Origin of the sequence: Haloarchaeobius marinus, assembly GCF_051207415.1 — an archaeon.
In the GTDB taxonomy this organism is placed as follows: domain Archaea; phylum Halobacteriota; class Halobacteria; order Halobacteriales; family Natrialbaceae; genus Haloarchaeobius.
This window is the reverse complement of the sequence record NZ_JBPKGD010000003.1, coordinates 127,400-150,326: the sequence shown is the minus strand read 5'-3', so window position 1 is coordinate 150,326 and position 22,927 is coordinate 127,400. Positions and strand designations below refer to the sequence as shown.

The window sequence follows — 22,927 nt, the reverse complement described above, 5'->3', positions numbered from 1 at the left end:
GACCTACTCGCCCTCGCCGAGGGCGCTCTCGCCCACCTTCTCGTGCCCCTCGATGACCTCCTGGCCGCCCATGTACGGGCGCAGGACCGGTGGGACCGTGACGGTGCCGTCCTCGTTCTGGTAGTACTCGAGTACGGCGACCATCACGCGGCCGACGGCGGTCCCCGACGCGTTGAGCGTGTGGAGGTACTCGGCCGACTCGTGGTGTTCCGGCCGGTAGCGGATGCCCGCCCGGCGGGCCTGGAAGTCCTCGAAGTTCGAGGCGCTGGAGACCTCGAGCCAGCGACCGCCCAGCCCCTCCGGTGCGTCCTCGCTCTCGGTGCCCGGGGCCCACACCTCGAGGTCGTACGTCTTCGCGGCGGCGAAGCCGAGGTCGCCGGTACAGAGGTTCAGCACGCGGTAGGGGAGTTCGAGCCGTTCGAGCACCGTTGCGGCCTCGTCGAGCAGGGCCTCGAGTCGATCGTAGCTCTCCGCCGGTTCGACGAAGTTGACGAGTTCGACCTTGTTGAACTGGTGGACGCGGACGATGCCACGCGTCTCGGTCCCGTGCTCGCCCGCCTCCCGCCGGAAGTTCGGCGTGTACGCCTGGTGCTTCAGCGGGAGGTCCTCCCGGAGGAGGATGTCGTCGCGGTACATGTTCGTCACCGGCACCTCCGCCGTCGGACAGAGCCACAGGTCGTCGTCCTCGTAGTCCTCGAACTCGTCGCCGCCGATGCGGTAGGCGTCCTCGTTGAACTTCGGCAACTGGCCGGTGCCCTGCATCGACGTCGACTTGACCGGGACCGGCGGGAAGACGTCGACGTAGTCCTGTTCGCGGTGGACGTCCAGCATGAACTGGATGAGCGCGTGCTCGAGTCGCGCGCCGTCACCCTTCAGGAAGTAGAAGCCGGCACCGGTCGTCTTCGCTCCCCGGGCCTCGTCGATGATGTCGAGGTCCTCACCGAGGTCGTAGTGCGGCGTCACCTCGTCGGGTAGGTCGCGCAGGTCGTCGAAGCCCCAGCGCTCCTCCTCGACGTTGTCGGCCTCCTCGGACCCGACGGGGACCGACTCGTGGGGAATCTGGGGCAGTTCGAGCATCGCCTGCTCGAGTTCCCGTTCTAGGTCGGCGGTCCGGTCCTCGACCGCCTCGAGTTCCGCCTTGAGTTCCTGCGAGCGCTCGATGGCCTCCTCGGCCGCCTCGTCGTCGCCCTCCTGTTTCAACTGGCCGACCTTCTTGCTGACCGTGTTGCGTTCGTGCCGGAGGTCGTCGCCCCTTGCCTTGTGTTCGCGCCACTGTTCGTCCAGTTCGAGGACGCGGTCGAGGTCCACGTCCTCGTAGCCGCGGTCCGCCAGACTCTCGCGGACCTCGTCGGGGTTCTCCCGGAGGTATCGACGGTCGAGCATTTGCAGGTTGGTTGCAGAGGGGCCGGGAAAACCGTATCGGATGTGTGGTGCGTCGTCTCAGCCGTCGTCGGGATGCCGGGCAGCGAACGACGTCGCCCGGCCGCAGTCGACGTGTCGGCAAAACCGGGTCGACGAGTCACACTTTTCACCCGGCACCACGCGCCACCATACATGGGTGAAGGCGACGTCTACGAAGTCACGACCGGCGACTGCTCGGACCTATCCTACGTCGACACCGGGATGTACGGCACCAGCGAGTACGGGTCCGTCTACGTCCTCGACGCCGAGGAGGTGGCCCTGGTCGATACGGGTATCGGGACGAACCACGAGTATCTCCTCGACGCACTGGACGAACTGGGCATCGGGCGCGACGCCGTCGAGCACATCGTGGTCACACACGTCCATCTCGACCACGCCGGGGGTGCCGGCTACCTCGCCGAGGCGTGCGAGAACGCGACCGTGGAGGTACACGAACTCGGCGCGCGCCACCTCGCCGACCCGTCGCGGCTCTGGGAGGGGACGAAGGCGGCGGTGGGCGACCAGATTGAGTGGTACACCGAGCCGAAACCGGTGCCGGAGGACCGGATACGCGAACTCGAAGCCGGAGACGTCGTCGACTGCGGCGACCACGAACTGCACGCGGCGCACACACCCGGACACGCCCCGCACCAGCTGGTGTTCCACGACCCGACGAACGACGCCGTGTTCACGGCGGACGCGGCGGGCATCTACGTGCCGAGTCGCGGCGAGGTCCGACAGACGACGCCGCCGCCGCAGTTCGACCTGGAGCAGGCGCTGGCGGACGTCGAGACGATCCGGGCGTTCGACCCGTCGACCTTGCTGTACGCGCACTTCGGGCCCGCGCGGGCGGACGACCTGCTGACGGCGTACGAGGCGCGCCTGGAGTCGTGGGTCGCCGCTGTCGCCCACGTTCGGCAGCGACTGGACGACGACGAGGCCGTCGTGGAGCACTTCGCGACGGGGTCGGGCATGGCGGGCGTCTGGGGCGAGAAGAAAGCCTACGGCGAGACGGCGATGAACGTCCGGGGCGTCCTGCGATACCTCGACAGTCAGGACGGCTGAGGGGCGGGTCGTGACGTTCGAGCGGTCGGAGAGAAACGTACAAGGAGTTCAGATGACTTTATTCCCCCTCCCTCTATGGGGTGTGATATGGACTGGCAGGATGCAGAGCTGGAGTACGAGGACGAGGTCATCGGAGAGACGAACCTCGCCCGAATGTTCGAGGACAGCGCGGAGCGACATCCCGACGAACCCGCACAGATGTTCAAAGGTGGCGTCTACGACCGGGCGCTGACCGAGTCCGTCTTGCCGGCGGCCCCGGAAGGGGAGTACCGGGCGCTCAGCTACCGCGACATGCAGGGCATCGTCCGCAACCTCGCGGCCGGGTTCCGCGACCTCGGCGTGGGGACGGACGACCGCGTCGGCCTGTTCGCCAACACGCGGATGGAGTGGGCACAGTGTGACTTCGCCCTGCTGGCTGCAGGTGCGGTCGTCACGACGGTCTACTCCGGGTCGTCGGCGAAGCAGGTCCACTATCTGCTGGAGGACCCCGGGGCGACGGGCGTCGTCGTCGAGAACGCCGACATGATGAACCGGGTGTTCGAGGTCGAGGACGACCTCGACCTCGAGTTCGTCGTCGTGATGGACTGGATAGAGGGTTACCACGACCGCGAGGACGTCTACACGCTCGACGAGGTCCACGACCGCGGGGAGGAGGTGTTCGACGTCGACGAGTACGAGTCGTGGGTCGACGAGCAGGGCTGGGACGACCTCGCCAGCCTCATCTACACCTCCGGAACGACCGGCCGACCCAAGGGCGTCCAGTTGACCCACGGCAACTTCCGGTCGAACGTGAACCAGGTCAGGCGACGGTACGGCCCCCGCCCCGACAAGGACGGCCTTCCGGAGATCGACAGCGACACCCGGTCGGTGTCGTACCTCCCGCTGGCACACGTCTTCGAGCGGTTGGCCGGTCACTTCGAGATGTTCGCGTCGGGGGCCTGCGTGGGGTACGCCGAGAACCCCGACACGCTCGAGGAGGACTTCTCGCTCGTCAGGCCGAACACGGCGACGAGCGTCCCCCGCGTGTACGAGAAGATATACGACGCCATCCGCGAGCAGGCCGAGACGTCGGACCTCCGGACGCGCATCTTCGAGTGGGCGACCGACGTCGGCGTCGACTACCACACGACGGACGACCCGGGAGTGGCGTTGCGTGCGAAGGCGGCGGTGGCCGACCGACTCGTGTTCCAGAAGGTGCGCGACGCACTGGGCGGGAACGTCGACTTCCTCATCAGCGGCGGCGGGTCGCTGTCGGCGGAACTCTGTGCGCTGTACCACGGGATGGGCCTGCCCATCCTCGAGGGATACGGCCTGACCGAGACGGCACCGGTCGTCTCCGTCAACCCACCGGAGAACCCCCAGATCGGTACCATCGGCCTGCCGTTGCCCGAGGTAGACGTCAGGATCGACGAGTCGGCCGTCGAGCAGGCACCGTTCGCCGCCGACGAGGGCGAGGTCGGCGAACTGCTCGTCCAGGGGCCGAACGTTACCCAGGGGTACTGGGACCGGCCCGACGCGACGGAGCGGGCCTTCACGGACGACGGTTACTTCCGGACCGGCGACATCGTCCACCGCCGCCCGGACGGCTACCTGGAGTTCCGCGAGCGCTCGAAGCAGATACTGGTGCTCTCGACGGGGAAGAACGTCGCGCCGGCACCCATCGAGGACGCCTTCGCCTCCTCGCCGGTCGTCGAGCAGGGGATGGTCGTCGGCGACGACTACAAGTACGTCTCCGCGCTGCTGGTGCCGAACCTGGAGCGAATCCGTGCGGTGGCGGCCGAACAGGGCGTCGAGGTGCCCGAGGACGACGAGGACGCGTGCGAACACGAGTTCGTCCACGAACAGGTCCAGCAGGAGGTCGACCGCATCAACCCCGAGTTCGAGACGTACGAACGCATCAAGGCGTTCCGCCTGCTCCCCGAGGAGTTCACCGAGGAGAACGACCTGTTGACGCCGACGCTGAAGAAGAAGCGCCGGAACATCCTCGAACGCTACTCCGACCTCGTCGCGGACATCTACGAGGACTGAGCAGGCCGAGCGTCGGTTCGCCCGTTCCTCGCCGCCCAGTCGCGCGGTCCAGTCGCTCGACGGGGCAATCGTGTCGGTTTGACATATACCATAACCTTTTATCATTTCCGATGCGTGCAGAACGCCAGACATGGAGTGGTGGGACGCAGAACGGTCGTTCTCGAACGACGTGACGGGGATGAACACCCTGGCGCGGATGTTCCACGAGAGCGCCGACAGGAACCGTGACAGACCGGCACAGAAGTACAAGGGCGGCATCTACGACCGGTCGCTCGCGTCGACGGGGGCGATCGACACCCCACCGGACGGGGAGTTCGCGACGCTCTCGTACGCCGAGATGCAGGACATCGTCGAGGGAATCGCGGCGGGGTTTCGCGCGCTCGGCATCCAGGCCGGCGACCGCGTCGGGATGTTCGCCGACACGCGGATGGAGTGGGCACAGTGTGACTTCGGGTTGCTCTCGGCCGGTGCGGTCGTGACGACGGTGTACGAGTCGTCCTCGCCGGCGCAGGTGCAGTACCTGCTCAGCGACCCCGGGGCGACGGGCGTCGTCGTCGAGAACGAGGAGTTGCTCGAACGAGTGCTCCAGGTGTCGGACGCGCTGAGCATCCGCTTCGTCGTCTCGATGGACGAACTCTCCCCGGAGTACGACGACGAGGACGGCATCTACACGCTGGCGGAGGTGTACGAGCAGGGCAAGCGTCGGTTCGACCGGGACGACTTCGAGGCGTGGCTGGACGAGGTCGACCTCGACGACCTGGCGAGTCTGGTGTACACGTCCGGGACGACCGGACAGCCCAAGGGCGTCCGCCTCACGCATCGCAACTTCCGGTCGAACGTCAACCAGATGTACCGACGGTTCGGTCCCCGGCCCGACAAGTCGGGCGACGTCCCGGCCGTCGACCAGGACACGCAGACGGTGTCGTACCTCCCGCTGGCGCACGTCTTCGAGCGTGCTGCCGGGCACTTCCACATCTTCGCGGCCGGTGGGTGCGTCGCCTACGCCGAGAGCGTCGACACGCTGAAAGAGGACTTCCAGCAGGTCGAACCGAACCTGGCGACGAGCGTCCCTCGCGTGTACGAGAAGATATACGATGCCATCCGCGAGCAGGCCGAGGAGTCCTCGTTCAAGCAGCGGGTGTTCGAGTGGGCGACCGACATCAGCCGCGAGTACTACCGGTCGGACAGGCCGGGTGGGTGGCTCCGACTCCGGTACTGGCTGGCGGACAAACTCGTCTTCAGCGACGTGCGACAGGCGCTGGGTGGGAACGTCGACGTCCTCATCAGCGGCGGCGGGACGCTCTCGGCGGAGCTGTGTACACTGTACCACGGGATGGGCCTGCCCATCTACGAGGGGTACGGGCTGACCGAGGCGTCGCCCGTCGTCACGAGCAACCCGCCCGAGGAGCCGAAGATCGGCACCATCGGGCCGACCTACCACGACATGGACATCAAGATAGACAGTTCGGTCGTCCCCGAGGGCCAGGCGACGGACGCCATCGGGAGACTCGGCGAGTTGCTCATCAAGGGTCCGAACGTGACCGACGGTTACTGGAACAAGCCCGAGGCGACCGAGGAGTCGTTCACGGACGACGGCTACTTCCGGACCGGCGACGTCGTCCAGAAGCGACCCGACGACTACCTGATGTTCCGCGAGCGCGCCAAGCAGATACTGGTGCTCTCGACGGGGAAGAACGTCGCGCCGGCACCCATCGAGGACGCGTTCGTCTCCAGTCGCGCCATCGAGCAGGTGATGGTGATGGGCGACGGGGAGAAGTTCATCTCGGCGCTGATCGTCCCCGCGTTCGACGTCATCCGGAGCGACGCCGAGGACGCCGACATCGACCTGCCGGACGACGACGAGGAACTCTGTCGCCACCCGCGCGTCGTCGACGCCATCGAGAACGAGGTGGAGTCCGTCAACGAACGGTTCGAGAAGCACGAACGGATCAAGCAGTTCCGACTGGTGCCCGAGGAGTTCACCGAGGAGAACGACCTGGTCACGCCGACGATGAAGAAGAAGCGCCGGAACATCAAGTCGCGCTACGACGACCTGGTCGCGGACATATACGGCGACGCCGAGCGCACCGAACCGGCCGAGGCCGACGACTGACGGGCGGGTCAGGTGTGCGCCCGTCGACGTGACGCCCCTCGACACGCCGGTTTCTCGAGTTTCACCCACGTTTCTGGCGACTTTGTCCACGTTCCCGTCGTTCCAGATTCCCTTCCTGCAGATTCTGCAATTCTACACCGTCGATAGTGGTCGATTGGCTGGCCGCAAACGGGTCGTTTATACAGGACGCGTCCCTCGTCCCGGGTACATGGGTGTCTCCTCGTGACCGGTGCGTTCGCCGACCTCGTACTCGCGGCCGAGAGTTCGAGCGACCTCGCGCTCGTCGTCGCGCTCATCATCGCCCTCGGCGTCGTCGCCCAGGTTCTCGGCGACCGGTACCGGACGCCCAGCGTGCTCTTTCTCATCATCGCTGGCATCCTCGTCGGACCGGAGGGCATCGGTTCCTGGTTCGGTTTCATCGACCCCATCGTGACCCAGGACACGTTCGGCGGCGCGCTGTCGACCATCGTCGGCCTCTCCGTCGCCATCATCGTCTTCGAGGGGGCCTTCCACCTGAAGATCGCCAAACTCAGGGAGGCACCCTCGGCGACGATTCGACTCGTCACGGTCGGGGCGGCGATATCGTTCGTCGGCACGACGGTGGCCGTCCACTACCTGCTTGACGTCGAGTGGGGCATCGCCGGCCTCGTCGGCGCGTTGCTCATCGCGACCGGGCCGACGGTCATCACGCCCATCCTCGAAGTCGTCGCGGTCCGTGACCGCGTCGAGGCGGCGCTGGAGACCGAGGGCATCGTCAACGACGTGACGGCGGCCATCCTCGCCGTCGTCATCTTCGAGGTGCTCGCGGTCCCCGAGTCGAGCCCCGAACTGTACATCCAGCGCTTCGCCGAGCGACTCGGGACCGGGTTGCTCATCGGACTCGCCGTCGCGGGCGTCGTCTGGTACGTCCTGCGCCACGTCGACCTCTCGCCGGACAACGCCCCCCAGAACGCCCGCCTGCTAACGCTCGCGGGCGCCGTCGTCGCCTTCGCCACGGCGAACGAGATATTCTCCGAGGCGGGCGTCGCCGCCGTCGCGACGGCCGGCATCGTCCTCGGGAACGCGGACCTGCCCTACGAGGAGCAGATAGAGGAATTCAAGGGCGACGTGACGCTCGTCGTCCTCTCGTTCGTGTTCATCGCGCTGGCGGCGCTGCTGGAGTTCCAGAGCCTGTACGAACTCGGCTGGCAGGGGATCGCACTCGTGGTGGTCATCACCCTCGTCCTCCGGCCACTGCTCGTGTTCGTCAGCACGACGGGTGACCGGTTCACGACGAACGAGCGCTGGTTCATCAGCCTCGTCGGCCCGCGGGGCATCATCCCGGCGTCGGTGGCGACGCTGTTCGCGCTCGAACTGCAGAACACGGAAACGCTGCCGGCCAACCCCGAGGGTGCCGGCATCCTCGTCGGGACCGTGTTCCTCGTCATCCTCGTCACCGTCGTCCTCGAAGCAGGACTCGCCAGACAGATCGCGGAAGCACTAGACGTAATCCCAATGCGCGTACTCATCATCGGAGGCGGGAAGGTGGGCCGGTCGCTCGCCGAACGCCTCACAGGCCGAGGAGAGAACGTCGTCATCATCGAGAAGGACGACGAAATCGTCGAGGTCGCCCGCGACGCGGGCTTCACCGTCCACAAGGGCGACGGGACCGACACCGAGGTGTTGCGGGCCGCCGGGGCCGACAACGCCAAGATAGTCGTCGCGGCGACCGGTGACGACGACGCGAACCTCCTCGCAGCACAGCTCGCATCAAGCAAGTTCGAGGTCGAGTCGGTCATCGCCCGGGCGAACAACCCCGACAACGTGGCGGCGTTCGAGGACCTCGGCGTCCGAACCATCTCGTCCGCGATGGCGACGGCGTGGGCCATCGACAACGAGATAGAACGGCCCGCGCTGTCGAACTGGATAACTCACTTCGGCGAGGCCGGGGACATCCAGGAGATAGAGGTGACCTCGTCGGAACTCATCGGCCGGACGCTCCAGGAGATCGGCCCGGAACTCCCCGAGGGCTGTCTCGTCGCCCTCGTCTCCCGCGACGGGAAGACCCAGGTCCCCGGCGCCGACTTCACGCTGCAGGAGGGCGACAGCCTCACCCTGCTGGGCGAACGTGACAGCGTCCGCGACGCGATGGAATTCTGTCACCCCAAGGACTGACCCGGTCGCTTTTATCCCGGTCCGGTTCGAAGGATGTCGACATGTCTGCGACGGCACTCTACACGTTGAACACGGCGCACTGGACGTTCGACTTCTCCGCGGCCGTCCAGATGCAGAATCCCGGCGAACCGTATCGCGGCACCTGTCCGGTGTACCTGATAGAACACCCGGAGGGGACCGTCCTGCTGGACACCGGCGTCAGTCCCGACCTCGTCGCCGACCCGGCGTCGTACGGGCCGGCCGGCGCGGCGCACATGGAACCCCTGCTGGAGACGCTGGAGCAGGACGACGACCAGCACCTCGAGGCGCTGCTTGACTCGGTCGGCTACGAACCCGACGACGTCGACGTCGTCGTGTTGAGTCACCTGCACACCGACCACGCGGGGAACCTCGACCTGTTCCCCGACGCCGAGTTCGTCGTCCAGAAGACGGAGTTGCGCTACGCGTTCTACCCCGACGGCGTCCAGCGTCTGTTCTACGTCACCGGCGACTTCCACCACCTTCGTCGGATGGACTACGTCGTGACGCCGGTCGGCGGCGAGTACGACGTGTTCGGCGACGGGAGCGTCGTCGCCTTCCCGACGCCGGGGCACTCGCCCGGTCACCAGTCGCTGCAGGTCGAACTCCCGGAGGCTGGCACGGTCGTCCTCGCCGTCGACGCCGCGAACCACCGGGTCGGCTACGAGCAGGAACTGGCGGCGTCCTTCGCCCACTCGCTGGAAGACTCGGTCGAGTCCATCCAGGCCATCAAGCGTCGCGCCGCCCGGACCGACGCCGACGTGTACGTCCACCACGACCCCGAGGACATCGGGTCGCTCCCGGCGCCGCCGGAGGCGCTTCGCTGAGGCCGGGGATTCGCGTGTAGAGCGAGCAGGACGAGTTACGAAGCCGGAGACGGCGTGGTCTCTCTGGCAGAGACAGTCCGATTCGTCAACAATGTTTAAGCGGGAGACTCTCGAACCGTGCGACACATGTCTGACGCGATGGGAGGCGAGTGTTGGACCGGGCGGTCCGCCACACTCCGGCCATTCCGATGAACTCTGCCGTCATCTCCACGCTACCCGACGACCACCACCAGCGAGTGCTCGACCTCTGGGACGACCTCGACGACGAGTTCGGCATCGACCCGGCCGCCGAACTCCCGCCGCCGCACATCTCCTACCACGTCGCCGACTCCTACGACGCGGCGACGGTCGGGTCGCGCCTGCACTCGGTTCGCCCCGAGGTGGACCCCTTCACCGTCCGGACCGGCGGACTGGGCGTGTTCACCGCCGCACCGGTGATCTACCTGCCGGTGGCACGCTCGCCGGCCCTGGCCGACCTGCACGACAGCCTCTGGTCTCGGCTCACCGACTTCGCCGACCACGCCGACCACTACTACCATCCCGACCGGTGGTTCCCACACATCACGCTGGCGTACTACAGCCTCGACAGCGACCTCGTCGGCGAGGTGGTCAGTTACCTCTCCGGCCGGGAGTTCGACTGGGAGATGCGAATCGAGGACATCGCACACCTCGAATCGAACGGCGACGAGACGCACATCTGCTCGCGGGTCGAGCTGTGAGCGTCGGCCTCGTCCTCGGTCACTCGCTCCCCTGCGCTACCTCCTCGTCTTCGTCGTAATCGACGTACGCCGATAGCTCCTCGCGGGTCGCTTCGAGGTCCGCGATCAGCTCGTCAACCTTCTCGTTCGCGGCGGCCTCGCCGTGGGCTGCGGCGTAGTTGACCAATCCGTTCTCGACGATGCGCATCACCGAGTCGAGTTCCTCCTCGCCGGTGTACCCCTGCTGGTTCGAGAGGATGTGGAGGACGTTCCACCAGCCGACCGGCCCCTCGCCCTCGTCGGGATAGGCGTCCTCCGGGGCGACCTGCCCGTCCAGTTCCTCGACGGCGGCGGTGGACATCCGCGTGGCTACGTAGCGCAGGTGCTCGGCGAGTTCGGCGCCGTCCGCGCCGTAGTAGTCGGTCAGACGCTCCACGAGCGCCACGTCTGCGTGCTCCCAGTCGGTGACGAGGCCGTCCTCGACGAGCGCGTCCCACCGTTCGCGCTCGCCGTCGACGACCGTCTCGGCGTCCCCGTGGATATCGACGACGATGCCTCCGCCGTCGAACTGGTCCGCCTCGCCCGCCCGGATGTAGACGAACTTCTCGCACGCGGGGTCGTCGTGCAGCCGTTCGACGGTGTCGACGGCGTACTCACGGACGAACCGCTCTTCTGTGTCACGACTCGGCAGCGAGAACTCGATGCGGGCGTGGTCTGCCATCGTCGATTCGGTTCACGGGCGGCCGAGATGAAACCGCCCGTTACGCTGCCGCTCCGTCATTCGGCTGCCGACTCCGGCGGTGCCTCGCCCACGTCCTCGGTCGTCACGGCGAGGAAGGCGTCCTCCAGGCTGCGGGCCTCGCCCGTCTCTGCGCGGCGTTTCAGTTCCTCGGGCGAGCCCTCTGCGACGAGTCGCCCCTCGTGGAGCACGCCGACGCGGTCGGCGAGTTCGTCGACGACGGGCAGGATGTGCGTCGAGAGGAAGACGGTCATCTCCCGGTCGGCGAGGTCGGCGATGGTGTCGCGCATCGTCCGTGCCGCCCGGGGGTCGAGTCCCGACGTCGGTTCGTCGAGGAACACCACGTCCGGTTCGTGCAACACCGCCTGGATGACGCCGGTCTTCTGGCGCATCCCCTTCGAGTAGGCCTCGATGCGCTTGTCGGCGTCGTCCAGCAGGTCGAACCGCGCCAGCAGCGACTCGATGCGGTCCCCGGCCGCCTCGTCGGGGATGTCCCGCAGGCCGGCGACGTACTCCAGTTGCTCGCGACCCGTCAACTCCTCGTACAGCGGCGGGTTCTCGGGCAGGTAGCCGATGTGTGGCGTCACCGACTCGCGGTCGGTGATGGACTCGCCCGCGACGAGGGCCGTCCCCGACGTCGGCCGCGTGAGCGTGGTCAGGATGCGCATCGTCGTCGTCTTGCCGGCGCCGTTGGGTCCGAGGAAGCCGAACACCGCCCCCGACTCGATTCTGAGGTCGAGGGCTTCGACCGCTGTGGTCTCGTCGTACGTCTTGGTGAGGTCCTCGGTGACGATGGCCGCGTCGGTCATATCCGGAGTGTTCGACCCGGACGGACATCAAGCCACGGTGACTGGTTCCGTACCGGCACGTCGTCCGTAGGCCGTCACCGCGACGGTCACTACCGTCGGTTCGTCGGTCGTTGGGGGTTCGTCGGTCGTTCGAACGGGTCACTCGCGCCGACGACACACGACCGCACCACACCCTCCCCAACCGACTGCGCGTCTCGGCTCACTTCGTTCGCCTGCGATGCTCGTCCCTCGCGCGGTGCCTGCGCGACACGCTCACGCTCACGCTCACGCTCGCGCGTTCGCGGTCACGCAAGCGCACGCCACCGGTGGGTAATCTGGGGTCGGTGATTCGGTGGTCCTTCGAGTCGCCGTGCAGTCGTTGTCTGCTTTCAAAAGTGACCGACGCGGGGTCTACTCGCCTTCGACCTCGAACTCGCCTTCGACCTCGAACTCGCCTTCGACCTCGAACTCGATGGCGGCACCCTGGCGCGACCACCTTTTGTCTCCCTCGCTGCGCTCGGTCGCAAAAGCTGGGCCAAAAAGTGACCGACGCGGGGTCTACTCGCCTTCGACCTCGAACTCGATGGCGGCACCTTGCCCGAAGCCGACGCAGAGCGTCGCGAGTCCGAGACCGCCGCCGCGCTTTCGGAGCTCGTGGATGAGCGTCACCGGCAGGCGTGCGCCGGAGGCTCCGAGGGGGTGCCCGATGGCGATGGCGCCGCCGTTGACGTTGAAGCTGTCGTTGTCGATGCCGAGTTCGTCGCGGGCGTAGACGGTCTGGGAGGCGAACGCCTCGTTGAGTTCGACGAGGTCGTAGTCCTCGATGTCGCGGCCGTTGCGTTCGAGGAGGCCGCGGGTCGCCGGGACCGGGCCGATGCCCATGACGGTCGGGTCGACGCCGGCGACGTTGTTCGTGCCGACCTCGGCGAGAATCTCGAGGTCGTGCTCCTCGGCGAACTCCTTCGAGGTGACGAGCGTCGCGGCCGCGCCGTCGGATATCTGGGAGGAGTTCCCGGCGGTGACGTCCTGCATGAACGCGGGCGGGAGGCTCTGGAGCGTCTCGAAGTCGGTGCCGGGCCGGATGCCCTCGTCCTCCGTGATGGTCCGGGTCTCGGTCTCGACGGGGTCGCCGTCCTCGTCCTCCTCGACGGTGACCTCGGCCTCGATGGGGACTATCTCGTCGTCGAAGCGACCCTCCTCGGTCGCCTCGTGGGCGCGCTGGTGGCTCTGGGCGGCGTAGCGGTCCTGTGCCTCGCGGGAGATGTCGTACTCCTCGGCGACCTTCTCGGCGGTCATGCCCATCTGGAGTTCGACCATGTTGTACAGCTCCTGGAACGCGGGGTGGAAGTTCCGGCTCTCCATCCCGCCGCCCATCGGCACGCGTGTCATGTGCTCGAATCCACCCGCGATGATGCAGTCGCGGTTGCCGGCGGCGATGGCGTCGGAGGCAGAGATGACGGCCTGCATGGAGGACGCACACCAGCGGTTGATGGTCGTCGCGGGAACGCTCTCGCCGAGTTCGGACATGAGCGCGATGATGCGGGCGACGTTGTTGTCCTGCTCGCCGCGCTGCTGGGCACAGCCCCACATGAGGTCGTCGACGTCCTCGCCGGAGAGGCCGTTCTCGGCGAGTATCTCGTCGATGAGCGCAATCGAGAGGTCCTCGCCGCGGGTGTTCTCGTAGACGCCTCCCTGGCGACCCTGGGGTGTCCGGTACGCTGCCGCGATGACGGGCGTGTGTGCTGCCATGGTTCCCCCTCGGGTGGCGACCCCCTTAAATCACGGCTGAACGGGCAGTAATCGGGCGTGGAGTTTATTCGGACGTCTCGCGGTCGGTGGTCACCACCGGCGGTCGACGCCGTCACGCTCGCATCGGCTGACAGGGCCCCGACGGAACCCAAAAAGGGTTTAGGCGCGCTCTCGTTGAGAGCGAGTAATGACCGACGACCCATCGAAGCCCTCCACCGAGTCGACCGGCGCCGCCCCGGCCGACGACGGGTCGTCGTTCTCCGGGGTGACGGACGACTCGCCACCGCCGACCGACGAGCCGTGGCCCGAGGACTCCGTGTCGGACGGCGCGAGCACTGCCGGAGACGACGTCGAGGACGACTGGAGCGACGAGCGGGCGGTGACCGACGCCGACAGTGACGACGCCGCCGACAGCTATCCGTGGCCATCGAGCGACCGCACGCTGGGTGCACTGGTCCTCATCACCGTCGTCGGACTGGTCGCCCGACTCGTCTGGCTCGGCCAGCGCGTCGCACACCAGGACGAGGGCCGCGTCGGCTACTGGATAATCCGCTACCTCGAGACCGGCGTCTGGGAGTACCGGCCCATAGTCCACGGGCCGTTCCTCTTTCACGTGAACAAGTTCGTCTTCCAGTTCTTCGGACCGTCGGACTTCACGTCGCGGGTCGCCGTCGCCCTGCTCGGCGCGTCGATGCCGCTCGCGGCGTGGCTCTACCGGAAGCACCTGCGGGACACCGAACTCGTCGCGTTCGGCCTGTTCCTGGCGTTCAACCCGGTGTTGCTCTACTACTCGCGCTTCATGCGCGAGGACGTCCCGCTGGTCGTGTTCGTCGTGTTCACGCTCGGATTCTTCCTGCGGTACTACGACGAACGCCAGCGGCGATACCTCGTCGCCGGCGTCGCGACGTTCGCACTGGCGATGACGACCAAGGAGAACGCCCTGCTGTACCCCATCTGCTGGCTCGGGGCGGCCGCGCTCCTGCTCGACCACCGACTGTTCCGCGCGCCGGTCCGGGACGACGCGACCGTGTGGGGCACCTTCGTGGCCTACCTCGACTGGCTGGTGCCGTTCGACCTCGAGGGAACCGCTGCAGCCGCGATGGACGCCCGGGGCGACGAACTCGTCGACCGTCACGTCGACTGGTGGCAGTCCCGCTGGAAATCGGTCGCGTTCGCGCTCGCGCTCGTCGTCGAGTTCTTCGCCATCATCGTGCTGTTCTACGCGCCACGGGGCGGGGGGTTCACGGACAACCCGCCGGGCAACGCAGACAGGGTCGCGGGCTTCCCCGGTCCCGAGCAGGCCGGCGAGGGAATCGGCCTCTGGAACTCGCTCGACCAGCTCGCGTCGGGCGACCCGGAGATGTTCTTCACGGTCGTCCACGAGGCCATCGTCGGGTCGTGGACGCAGTTCACGAACGTGTGGGCCGGCGGGGGCCACCAGGACCACTCGTTCCTGCTGTTCTTCGAGCACTACGTCGACGTACTCGGGGCAGCAGCACTCGTCCTCTGTGTGTTCGCCGTCGTCGGGTTCGTCGTCGACCGCTACAGCGAGGACGGGCCGCGGGACCTCGTCGCACTGGCGTCGTACTGGGGGTTCGTCAGCGTCCTCGGCTACCCGATCGCGACCGACATCCGCGCCGGGTGGGCGACGGCCCACTCCATCGTCCCGCTGGCGATTCCGGCCGCCGTCGGACTCGCCATCGTCTTCCGGTGGGGACTCGACTCGTTCACGGACGAGGACGCCGTCGGGGTCGGCCTGACGGTACTCGTCCTCCTGCTCGTGTTCGGGAACGTCGCGGCGACGGCGGTGACGATGGTGTACGTCGACTACCAGGACCCCGGCAACGAGGTCATCCAGTACGCACAGTCCTCCAGCACCGACCTCAAGGACACGCTGGCCGACGTCGAACGCATCGGGCGAGAACGGGGTGGTCCAGACCACGTCGACGTGATGTTCTACGGGAACGAGTACTACGTCACGAACGAGTCGGACAACGACCAGATAGCGCCAGGGGGCGGGTACTACGACCGCCGGACGCTGATGTGGTACATCGAGACGTACGAGTACCGTGCGAGACAGACGGACGGCCAGACGTTCGTCACCGACTCGACGCTCTCGCTCACGCAACTCAACGAGACGCGCCCGTCGGTCGTCTTCGCAGTGGGCAACGGGAGCAACGGGGACGACGCCGAGGAGATTCACGGCTGGATGCTCGACCACGGCTACGAGGCCCGGGAGTTCCAGCGCTTCCTCACGGAGAACCGGACCGACGAGGAACTCGGCCCGGGGACGCCGTTCATGATATACATCGACGAGTCCGCCCTGTCGGCGTCGAACGACCTGGACGGACCGGCCGAGAACGCGACCGTCGAGACCGACGTCTCGGGTCCCACCGCGACGAGGGCCATCGCTCCCGACTCGACCGTGCTCCGCCCGCCGTCGTGGTTGGCCGACCGGGTCGCGCTGCCGGGTGGTGCGGTCCAGCCGCTCCTGGCACGTCCGGCAGTTCGCCCGCCGGCGACGTAGCCGACCCGGCCGTCAACCGCGTCGGACGCCGGGACGGGCCGTCTCGTCCGATACCGACGACCCGACGGTCTTAAGCAGATGTGGTGATAATCCTTCGGAGAATGAGTAACGCGGCGCTTTCGGTCGTCGAGTTTCTGTTGACCGCCTCCGTCTACACCGAGAACCGCGAGCTGGACGAGAACGACCTCCCGCCGCGGTTCCGGCGCGTATTCTACACTGACGGGACGGTCGAGCGACCGTTAGCGGTGACGAACAAGACGACCCGGGCGGCGACCGGCATCGAACACCCGTGGGAAGCCGTCTCGGACCTGCTGTTCACCGACCGGGACGAGTTCTCCGGGAAACTGACGCTCACCCAGCCGGAGATGGCCGAACAGTGGTTCCTCGAACGCACCGACCCGGAGACGGTCCGTCGCAACCCGACGCTCGCCTTCGAGTTCGAGGACGAGGTCGACGGCGTCACCTACGAGGAGGCACGCGAGAGCAACCGGCCGATCCAGGCCGACCGCGTCTGGATCGACTCCCTGCTGGAGGAGTACTTCGAGGACGAGGAGGACGAGGAGATGCTGGACCTCGTCGACATCCGTGCGCCCGAGGAGATCGACCAGACCCTCGACGATATCGTGCTGACCGACGAGCAGGAGAACGAGATCCAGAAGGTCGTCAAGGCCATCGAGCACCGCGACTACCTCGCCGAGATCGGCCTGCGCGAGATCGGCAAACTGCTGTTCGTCGGCCCGCCGGGGACCGGCAAGACCTCCGCCGCGAAGGGACTGGCGTACGAACTCGACCTCCCGTTCGTCGAGGTCAAACTGTCGATGATAACCAGCCAGTACCTCGGCGAGACGGCGAAGAACGTCGAGAAGACCTTCGAGGTGGCAAAGCGCCTCTCGCCGTGTATCCTGTTCATGGACGAGTTCGACTTCGTCGCCAAGACCCGCGGCGGCGACGAGCACAACGCCATCAAGCGCGCGGTGAACACCCTGCTCAAGAGCATCGACGACGTCTCGCTCATCCAGGACGAGGTGCTGCTCATCGGTGCGACCAACCACCCCGACCAGCTGGACGCCGCCGCCTGGCGGCGCTTCGACGAGATCGTCAACTTCCCCAAGCCCGACCGCGGGATGCGCGCTGACATCCTCCGCATCATCACGCGGGCGATGGAGATCGACGAGTTCGACCCCGTCGCCATCGCGGACATCACCGAGGGCCTGACGGGCAGCGACCTCCGACTGGTCATGCGCGAGGCCGTGCTCGACGCGCTGACCGAGGAGCGCACGACGCTCACGCAGGACGACCTCGAGGCCGCAGTCGCCGACTTCGAGGAGCGCGACAACCTGAAGAACATGGACATGATTGAGGGCGACCACGACGCACTCGTCGCCGGCGGCGACATCGCGGGTGACGGGTCCGGGCACGACCACGACCACGACCACGACCACTGACCCGGCAGGACGTCCCGGTCACCGACCCGCGCCCTTTTTCGCCCCCGCCCGCCAACGCGGAGACGATGCTGGTCACGCTGCTCGGAACGGGCGACACCACGGGGACGCCGACCCCTGGTTGCGACTGCGACACCTGCGAGGAGGCCAGGAGTCGCGGCGTCGAGCGCACGCGCTTTTCGGTCCACGTCTACAACGAGCGCACCGACGAGTCGCTGCTGGTCGACTGTAGCCCGGACCTCCGCTACCAGTTCCTCCACAACGACGTCTCGCTCCCGGACGCAGCGGTCGTCTCCCACATCCACTTCGACCACCTCGACGGCCTCGGCAACGCCTACCGGTTGCTCGACGAACTCGACGTGTTCGCGGCGGACGAGACGGACCCCGAGACCGGCGAGAGCGTCGCCGAGACCGTCTCGCGCAAGTACGACTACCTCGACGCGGTGACGGTCCACGCCGAGTCGCCGTTCGAACCGTTCGAGACCTGTGGCTTCGAAGTGACGCTCGTCCCCGTCGTCCACCCGCCGCTGGTCTGTTACGGACTGGCCATCGTGGACCCGGAGACGGGCGCGAAACTCTCTCTCTCCGGCGATACGAGCTACGCCGTCGGGAAGCCAGCGCGCGAGGTCCTCCGTGACCCGGACCTCCTGCTCGCCGACGGCATCGTCCCGGCGGACCTCTGCAAGTACCACCCCCTGGGAGGTGACCACGCCACGGACGACGGCGTCTACCGGACGTTCGGCACGAAGCACATGACCTACGAGGGGGCGCTCGCACTCGCCGAGGATCTCGACGCCGACCGGACACGGGTCGTCCACGCTGCACACTTCTACCCGGTCGAGCAGGCGTTCGACGACGACGTCGCCGTTGACGGCGAGACGTTCGAACTGTAGACCGAGACGGACGGCGGAAAGAAGACGGCGTTCTCAGAGGAGTTCGCCGACGACGTGGACGAGGCCGAACGGGGCCGCGACCACGCCGACCACGAGTGCCGCCCAGACCGCGAGGCCGGCGGCCAGCGTGAGTTCGGGGACGAGGGTGACGGCGGTGGCGACCGCGAGCACCACGGTGGTGACCGCGAGCAGTGCGAGGGCGATGCCCCGGAACTGTCCGAGCAGGTGTCCGTTCGACGGCCGGTTCGGCCGTCCGAGTGGGTTGGTCGTATGCATCGGTTCTCGTTCGAGTGTAGGACCCGTTCGGCAATAAGTATAATCTGAAGAACATTTCTGTAGCTCGCCGTACTGAAATTCGCTTCACCTGTCGGCGTGACGTGAATCCGGGGAGGACGGGTCGCCAGCAGGGATAGTGGTGGGGTGCCCGGCGACGACGAAGGGCGAACGGCGGGCGGTCTCAGTCGTCGGCAGGGACGGGGTTCCGTCGGTCGACGTCCTCGACCTGCAGGTCGTCGTCGATGGTGACCCGGAGTTCCTCGCCACCCAGTCCGATGGCGACGGTCACGTCGAGCGGTTCGACCGAGTGGACCGTGGTCTGGTGGTCGGAGACGCACCACGGGAGCGTCCAGTAGGGTCGGGAGTTCAGGTCGACGTCGTGGTCGCGATGGAAGTGGACCACGTCGGACTGGTCCAGCAGGACGAGGCCGATGGCCGAGCAGAGCGAGTGGCCGCACTGCTGGCAGACGTGTTCGATACGGAGGTCCGAACCGATACAGCAGTCGTCGTCGTGCCCGACGTGGCTTGTCATCTTCCCGCTGCACTCGGGGCAGACGCCGTCGGCCGCCAGACAGTGCAGGTGCCTGACTCGCTGGTCGAACGCCTGCATGACCTCCTCGCGGTCGCGGTCGGTCAGACCGCCCGGCGGGAAGGGGTACTCGCCGTGGGGGTGGCCACAGTCGGTGCAGTCGATGGTGATGGTCTCGTCCGCGTACGTCGCGACGAGTGCGGCACCACAGGAGACGCAGTCGCCGTCGATCTCGTGAGGCCCCCACTTCGGATTCTGGTTGAACTCGCCGGCGATGACCGCCCGGACGACCTTCTTGCCGGCGTAGCGGAGATCGTACCCCCCGTCGGTGTTCACGACGAACTGGTCGGTGAGCTGTTGCAGGTGGTAGTTGAACTGGGCGCTGTCGCGCATCCCGACGGTCTCTCTGAGTTCGGAGAACCTGACGGGTCGCTCTTCGGCACGCCAGAGCGCCTCCAGGATGGAGAGTCGCGTCTCGTTGCCCACGACCGAGAACGCCTCTGCCGGTGAGACGCACGCCTCGCACTCGTTGATGTCCGCTCTGCTCATACGTCGGGTTTCGACGGCGACCGAGTAAAGTGTTCACTGAAACGGGTTTTTGTATCGGAAGTTACACTACCCGCGGGCGGACGTTGAAATGCGAAGCAGCCACAACGGCGGCGTGCCCTGACGAGTCGTCGCGGGCGGGCCAGCAGTCGCACGGCACACCCGTCCGCGCCAGTCGCGTGCCGTCTGTTCGCTTCGTCTCGACCGGACCGGTCACGAGAACCGGTCGAGTCCGGCCTGCCGTCGCGCCCGTCCGTCCGGGTCCTGGACCCACGCAGTCCGTCGGTCGCGTTCACCCGCCACGTCGACCGACGGTGGCTCCGCGGACCGGAAGCCGGGACACTCCGGCCCGCACTCGTTCCCCGGGTCGACGACCCGACCCTTCCACTCGCAGTGGGGGACGCCACGCCCACCGGCGACGGATTCGTTGCGTACCCTCGCACAGCCGGGGAACTCACACACCCGCCAGCCCTTGCCGTAGGCGCGCTCGGCCAGGCGACGCCGGGCGCGTGCCTTGGCTCCCGCCGTCGCGATGCCGACCTCCGTCCAGCCCGGGTGCTCGTCGACGAGTTCGACGCCCGGCTCGTCGACGGGCAGCGGCGTCGGGTCGCGGACGACGGTCCGGTCCAGCGTCTCGGGGTCGAACTCCCAGACGCCGACCTGCTCCGGGATGCGGTTCAGGTGTGCCCCGGTGACGTAACTCGCAGTGGCCAGTACGACCTCGTCGACCAGTCCAAGCCTGACGTCCTTGCGGAGTTGCGTCTCCAGGTCGCCGGGTGCGCCGAGGTCCGGTTTGTTCTCGATGGCGACGAGACGGTCGAACCAGTCCGAGGGGTAGCGACAGGTTCGCCGGACGTGCTCGGGACCTGCACCCGGGTCGCGCTCGAAGAAGCCGACGTCGACGGCGCGCTCGACGACCCCACGAGCCCGTTCCGTCGGCATGTCGACCGCGCGCCGCCAGTCCCGCGCCCGTCCCCGGCCCACGTCGCTCTCGATGGCGGCGTGTGGGATGGTCCGGTCGGTGATCGCGGCGCGTTCGTCGAACGACGGGCCCGGTTCGACGCAGACGACGTCGAGGACGCGGCGGGCGTCGTGGACCCCGCCGCCGAGCTGGCGTGCGAGGACGTCGTCGCCGTCCCGCTCCAGCGTCGCACAGAGTACCTGTTCGAACCCGAATTCGCGCACGGTCGGGGTTCGAGGTGCGGAAGTAAAAGTCCGTCTCCGCGCTCCAGGACCGGTCGCCGATGACTAGCTATTTTTGGCCAACGGGAGAAGGTCATCCAATGGCAGCGCCGGAACTGACGATGCCGATGGTCGTGGTGTTCGCCGTCACTGCGGCCGCCCTGGTGTCGTTCGTCGCCGAACTGTTCTCGCCCGACGTGACGGCGCTGGCGGTGCTCGTCTCGCTGGTCGTGCTGGAACCGTGGACCGCGGTCGACCCGCTGACGGCCATCTCGGGCTTCGCCAGTTCCGCGACGGTGACTATCATCGCGATGTACATGCTGAGCGAGGGAATCCAGGAGACCGGCGCCGTCGAGCGACTGGGGTCGTTCCTCGCACGCGTGACCGGCGGCGACGAGTATCGCGTGCTCGCCGCGACGGTGGGGACGACCGGTCCGCTCGCCGGCGTCGTCAACAACACGCCAGTCGTCGCCGTCTTCGTCCCGATGATACGCAACCTCGCCGACGAGAGCCACCTCTCGCCGTCGAAGTTCCTGCTCCCGCTCTCGTACGCCGCGATGCTCGGCGGGACGCTGACGCTCATCGGAACCGCGACGAACATCGTCGCGTCGGACCTCGTCGCGTCGGACCTCGTCCCCGGGCGGGGGGCCATCGAGATGTTCGAACTCACGCCGCTGGGCGTCGTCGTCCTGCTCGTCGGGAGCCTCTACCTGCTGACGGTCGCCCCTCGACTCATTCCAGAACGGGTCCCCCCGACGCTCGACGTCACGGACACCTACGAGGTCAGCGACTACCTCGCCCAGGTGCGGGTCCGCGAGTCGTCGGCCCTGGTCGGCCAGCGCGTCGCCGACGCCTTCGGGTCGATGGACCTGGACCTGGACGTGCTCCAGCTCGTCCGGGACGACGAGGTGTTCATCGCACCGTCGACCGACCGGGACATCGCGGCCGGCGACGTGTTGACCGTCCGTGCGACCCTGCAGGACGTGAACCGGTTCGCCGAGGCGTACGATCTCCGGCAGTTATCCCGGGAGGAGGTCACCGGCGACAGCCTCAGCGCGCCGTGGATCCGCGGCGAACTCGTCGAGATAGCCATCGTGCCGGAGTCGGACCTCGCCGAACGGACCCTCCGCGACCTCCGGTTCCGGGAGCGCTACGGCTCGACCGTCATGGCGATTCGCCGGGGGAACGAGGTGATACACGACCGCCTCGGCGAGGTCGAACTGGCCGCAGGCGACTCGCTGTTGCTCTACACGACGACGACGGCGGCGGAACTGCTCGGCGACGACGACGACGTCCTCGTCACGCGCGGCCCGGTCCACGGGCGCGCCGAGAAGCCGCCGCTGTCGCCGAAGACGCCGGTCGCGGTCGGAATCATGCTGGCGGTCATCGGACTCGCTGCGTTCGGTCCCTACCCCATCGTCGTGACGGCGCTGGGTGGCGTCGTCGCGATGGTCGTGACGGGCTGTCTCGACATCGACGACGCCTACGACGCCGTCTCGTGGAACGTCGTCTTCCTCCTGGCGGGTATCCTGCCGCTGTCGACGGCGCTCCGCGAGACGGGAGCGGCGGGCTATCTCGCCGACCAGCTCGTGCTGTCTGCGGGAGACGCCTCGTTGCTCCTCGTCGTGGGCATGTTCTACCTGCTGACGGGACTGCTCGCGAACGTCATCACGCCCGTCGCGAGCGTCGCGCTGCTCGTCCCCGTGGCGGCCAACGCGGCGACCCAGCTGGGGGCTGACCCCTTCTCGTTCGTGCTGGCGGTGACGTTCGCCGGGTCGACGGCGTTCATGACGCCTATCGGCTACCAGACGAACCTGATGGTGTACGGCCCGGGCGGCTACCGGTTCACTGACTACGTCCGGGTCGGTGCACCCCTGCAGCTACTGCTGGCGGTCGTAACGACACTCGGAATCGGCGTTCTCTGGCCGCCGGGGCCGGTATAGGCGCCGACG

The 22,927-nt window shown here is 67.3% G+C and carries 17 protein-coding genes; 10 read left to right on the top strand and 7 right to left on the bottom strand.

The features are described 5' to 3' along the window. Positions 1–3: 3 nt before the first annotated feature. Positions 4–1,383: a serine--tRNA ligase gene (gene serS, locus ACSC1W_RS12690; protein ID WP_435347852.1), complete on the bottom strand. Its 1,380-nt coding sequence runs from the start codon at positions 1,381–1,383 to the stop codon at positions 4–6. Between the two features lie 171 nt (positions 1,384–1,554). Between serS and ACSC1W_RS12685 the strand changes: the two genes are divergently transcribed. The 6 genes from ACSC1W_RS12685 to ACSC1W_RS12660 all read left to right on the top strand — a co-directional run bounded on the left by ACSC1W_RS12685 (position 1,555) and on the right by ACSC1W_RS12660 (position 10,325). Further along, positions 1,555–2,466, top strand: a complete 912-nt coding sequence (locus ACSC1W_RS12685; protein WP_435347851.1) for an MBL fold metallo-hydrolase — start codon at positions 1,555–1,557, stop codon at positions 2,464–2,466. An 87-nt stretch (positions 2,467–2,553) separates the two neighbouring features. Then, positions 2,554–4,494, top strand: a complete 1,941-nt coding sequence (locus ACSC1W_RS12680) for an AMP-dependent synthetase/ligase (RefSeq protein WP_435347849.1) — start codon at positions 2,554–2,556, stop codon at positions 4,492–4,494. Positions 4,495–4,624: 130 nt separating this feature from the next. Further along, positions 4,625–6,607 carry an AMP-dependent synthetase/ligase gene (locus tag ACSC1W_RS12675; RefSeq protein ID WP_435347848.1) on the top strand — a complete coding sequence of 661 codons (1,983 nt, stop codon included), beginning with the start codon at positions 4,625–4,627 and terminating at the stop codon, positions 6,605–6,607. Between the two features lie 222 nt (positions 6,608–6,829). Next, a complete protein-coding gene (locus ACSC1W_RS12670) occupies positions 6,830–8,761 on the top strand; it encodes a cation:proton antiporter domain-containing protein (protein ID WP_435347847.1) in 1,932 nt (643 codons plus the stop codon). A 41-nt stretch (positions 8,762–8,802) separates the two neighbouring features. Beyond that, complete coding sequence (locus ACSC1W_RS12665) at positions 8,803–9,606, top strand: N-acyl homoserine lactonase family protein (protein WP_435347846.1); 804 nt, start codon at positions 8,803–8,805, stop codon at positions 9,604–9,606. A 188-nt stretch (positions 9,607–9,794) separates the two neighbouring features. Then, positions 9,795–10,325, top strand: coding sequence for a 2'-5' RNA ligase family protein (locus ACSC1W_RS12660; RefSeq protein WP_435347844.1), 531 nt, complete (start codon positions 9,795–9,797; stop codon positions 10,323–10,325). Positions 10,326–10,344: 19 nt separating this feature from the next. Here the strand turns inward: ACSC1W_RS12660 and ACSC1W_RS12655 are convergent, their stop codons facing one another. From ACSC1W_RS12655 to ACSC1W_RS12645, 3 genes are all read right to left on the bottom strand, one after another. Next, positions 10,345–11,025 carry a hypothetical protein gene (locus ACSC1W_RS12655; protein WP_435347843.1) on the bottom strand — a complete coding sequence of 227 codons (681 nt, stop codon included), beginning with the start codon at positions 11,023–11,025 and terminating at the stop codon, positions 10,345–10,347. A 56-nt stretch (positions 11,026–11,081) separates the two neighbouring features. Further along, positions 11,082–11,852, bottom strand: a complete 771-nt coding sequence (locus ACSC1W_RS12650) for an ABC transporter ATP-binding protein (RefSeq protein WP_435347842.1) — start codon at positions 11,850–11,852, stop codon at positions 11,082–11,084. A 537-nt stretch (positions 11,853–12,389) separates the two neighbouring features. After that, entirely contained in the window at positions 12,390–13,580 is a 1,191-nt protein-coding gene (locus ACSC1W_RS12645) for a thiolase family protein (RefSeq protein ID WP_435347841.1), read from the bottom strand. A 187-nt stretch (positions 13,581–13,767) separates the two neighbouring features. On the opposite strand from ACSC1W_RS12645, the gene ACSC1W_RS12640 reads away from it, so the two are divergent. The 3 genes from ACSC1W_RS12640 (at position 13,768) to ACSC1W_RS12630 (ending at position 18,442) form a co-directional block, all read left to right on the top strand. Next, on the top strand, positions 13,768–16,107 hold the full coding sequence (locus ACSC1W_RS12640; protein WP_435347840.1) for a flippase activity-associated protein Agl23: 2,340 nt from the start codon (positions 13,768–13,770) through the stop codon (positions 16,105–16,107). A 101-nt stretch (positions 16,108–16,208) separates the two neighbouring features. Further along, entirely contained in the window at positions 16,209–17,552 is a 1,344-nt protein-coding gene (locus ACSC1W_RS12635; protein ID WP_435347838.1) for an ATP-binding protein, read from the top strand. A gap of 65 nt (positions 17,553–17,617) precedes the next feature. Further along, positions 17,618–18,442: an MBL fold metallo-hydrolase gene (locus tag ACSC1W_RS12630; RefSeq protein ID WP_435347836.1), complete on the top strand. Its 825-nt coding sequence runs from the start codon at positions 17,618–17,620 to the stop codon at positions 18,440–18,442. A gap of 33 nt (positions 18,443–18,475) precedes the next feature. On the opposite strand, the gene ACSC1W_RS12625 is transcribed toward ACSC1W_RS12630, so the two are convergent. The 3 genes from ACSC1W_RS12625 to ACSC1W_RS12615 all read right to left on the bottom strand — a co-directional run bounded on the left by ACSC1W_RS12625 (position 18,476) and on the right by ACSC1W_RS12615 (position 20,978). Further along, entirely contained in the window at positions 18,476–18,718 is a 243-nt protein-coding gene (locus tag ACSC1W_RS12625; RefSeq protein WP_435347834.1) for a hypothetical protein, read from the bottom strand. A 181-nt stretch (positions 18,719–18,899) separates the two neighbouring features. Further along, positions 18,900–19,796 carry a DUF7351 domain-containing protein gene (locus ACSC1W_RS12620; protein WP_435347833.1) on the bottom strand — a complete coding sequence of 299 codons (897 nt, stop codon included), beginning with the start codon at positions 19,794–19,796 and terminating at the stop codon, positions 18,900–18,902. A 210-nt stretch (positions 19,797–20,006) separates the two neighbouring features. Next, positions 20,007–20,978 carry a DUF5787 family protein gene (locus tag ACSC1W_RS12615; protein ID WP_435347832.1) on the bottom strand — a complete coding sequence of 324 codons (972 nt, stop codon included), beginning with the start codon at positions 20,976–20,978 and terminating at the stop codon, positions 20,007–20,009. A gap of 98 nt (positions 20,979–21,076) precedes the next feature. On the opposite strand from ACSC1W_RS12615, the gene ACSC1W_RS12610 reads away from it, so the two are divergent. Then, a complete protein-coding gene (locus tag ACSC1W_RS12610; protein ID WP_435347831.1) occupies positions 21,077–22,918 on the top strand; it encodes an SLC13 family permease in 1,842 nt (613 codons plus the stop codon). The last annotated feature ends 9 nt before the right edge of the window (positions 22,919–22,927 follow it).